The sequence below is a fragment of the Faecousia intestinalis genome (assembly GCF_040096185.1).
Lineage (GTDB): Bacteria > Bacillota > Clostridia > Oscillospirales > Oscillospiraceae > JAZOXB01.
This window is the reverse complement of record NZ_JBBMFF010000078.1, coordinates 1-2,150: the sequence shown is the minus strand read 5'-3', so window position 1 is coordinate 2,150 and position 2,150 is coordinate 1. Positions and strand designations below refer to the sequence as shown.

General features: G+C 54.1%; 1 protein-coding gene and 1 pseudogene. Both read right to left on the bottom strand.

Features of this window, described 5'->3' with window-relative positions; genetic code table 11:
• A pseudogene (locus tag WMO66_RS01275) lies at positions 1–420 on the bottom strand (hypothetical protein); the annotation flags it as partial.
• 12 nt (positions 421–432) lie between these two features.
• The coding region (locus WMO66_RS01270) for an LPD1 domain-containing protein (RefSeq protein WP_349134599.1) at positions 433–2,150 on the bottom strand (1,718 nt) is incomplete at its 5' end.

The following is a 2,150-nucleotide window of genomic DNA, read 5'->3' as shown; positions in this document are numbered from 1 at the left end:
CCAGGCAACCGGGACGCTTTGCTTCGTTTCCCGGTCATATTTGGTATCTTCCCAAACGCTGCATGTCATCTTATAGACACGGTTGCTGATTTCCTCGGCGTCCCGCCAGTTGCCGGTTTTGCGCCATTCATTTCCCGTATGTGCAACCTCCGGGGTCCGCAGGTATTCCAGCGAGCGGTTCAATTTCTGTGTGACTGCCGCCTGCTGTTCCCATTGTTTTGCCGCCGCCTGCACGATTGCAAGGGCTTTCTGCTCGCCGTCTATGCTGTCCTGACGCAATGCCTCCAGTGCATCCGCACCCTGCGTAATCAGGGAAGATATATCCACATCCTCACAATATACGTTGTGCTCCAATTTGAGCTGGCTGCCTTCCGTTAGATAGTCAAACCGGTAAACCTGATAATCCTTGTTTTCTTCCAATGTTTCACCTCCTTAAATCTCCGGCGCGTGGGACTTTTTAGGAGCCGCCTGCGCCGGGGTACTTTTTTCTGCCGATCTTGCCGCCGCAAGTTGCCCGATCACCGAAGGGCGTTCCATCGTAAATATGGTAATCTGCTCATTTTCAGCCAACGGTACAGCCTGCACCGCAAGGGGCAGCGTTGTTTCCGCATGGGTAAGGGTGTGCTGCAATTTCAAATCTGCCACGATCTCGTCAAACACCGCGTTGATCGCCCTGCGTTCCTCACCCTGGGGATAGGCTTTCAAAACCTCTGTTTCCCCGGATTTATCCATGACAAGGGCTACCGCGCAATCCGCATGGCCGGCCAGATAATCAGAAGCATAGGGCAGCTTATCCTTGATATAACAGGCAAAAGCCCTGGCCGTCATTTCCGTGTTGCTGTCCCAATAGCCGCCGTCTTTCTCGCATTCTTTTCCCATTTTTACGGAATTGCGGTAGTAGTCGGTCTCTGTCCGCCCGATCTGCGGGGTTTCCTGTTCCTGCATCCTGTGAAGCATCCGCTCGAACATTTCCAAACGTTCACGATCACTTTTGGGAATCACATGGCCGCTGACGGATTTCTTTAAGGCGCTGATCTGATCCACAGAACCGACCTCCCCGGAAAGGAAAGCGTCTTTTAATGCCACATACTGTTCCAGCGTACTTTCATTGCCGTACCGCTTCAAGGAGCCAAGCACCGCCGAATCCAGCCAGCTTGCCGCGTTTTTCTTTGTCCGGCTGTTCTGTGCCTCGGTGCGTTTGGCCGCCTGCTCCGGCGTCTCCGGTTTGTACTTCATGGTATCAATGAGCTTTTGGAACAATGGGTAAAGGCGGGGCTGTTCTGAGAGCATCCCTTTCGCGCCCATCTTTGCCCCCAAATAGTCGTCAAAGCCGTGCCACCATTCATGCGCCAGGGAACCGGCCCCGTGCATCTTCGTAAGGTTGATGACCTTGCGGAGCGGTTCATAATGGGCCGCGGCGTTGCCGCTGCCCCTGGCACCGAAAGCGATAGCAAGCGTGCCGCCAAAGGCAATATCCTGATCGCTGATCTGTAAGGCAGCCGCCAGGTCTTTCAGTGCTTCAAATCCCATGTTCAGGGACGCCTGCCGGTCATTCTGGTTCATCCAGTTTCCAAATTCGCCGCCCCGGAAGCCGAAAGTGTCAAGATAATGCTGTCCGGTGATCTCCTGACCGCTCCGGTAGTCCGGCCCGGTCCGTCTCACATGCGCAAGCTGCGGAGGGGTAAACCGGACCTTTCCGCCTTTGCTCCGCTGCCGGGCAAAATCCTGTACCCATTTCAGGGCTGCCTCACGGGATTCCAAATTTGTCTGCAAAATGGAATAGCCTTTCGTCACATAATAGGTGCCGGGTTTCCAGTCGTTATTTCTGGAATAGGTGTTTTTCCCGTCATTGAAGTGGATCGCATAGCCCTTTGGCATCTTCTGGTCTTTGGAAACGCCAAACTGTTCCTGCTGCGCCTTTTGCGTGAAATCCCGGTCAAAGTGAGAAGCGGAGCGGATATGTAAGGCCTGCACCAGCTTATTGGTAATGACCGGGTTATCCAGGGATTTCTTCGTAGCGCGGTAATGGGTTCCGCTGGCCCAGCCCTGCACCTGCTCCACATATCCATTTTGTATCAGAAAGCGGTCATAGGCTTGCATAGCGTCATCCAGTGTGCGCACATCCTCGATCACGGCCTGTAGCTGCCGGA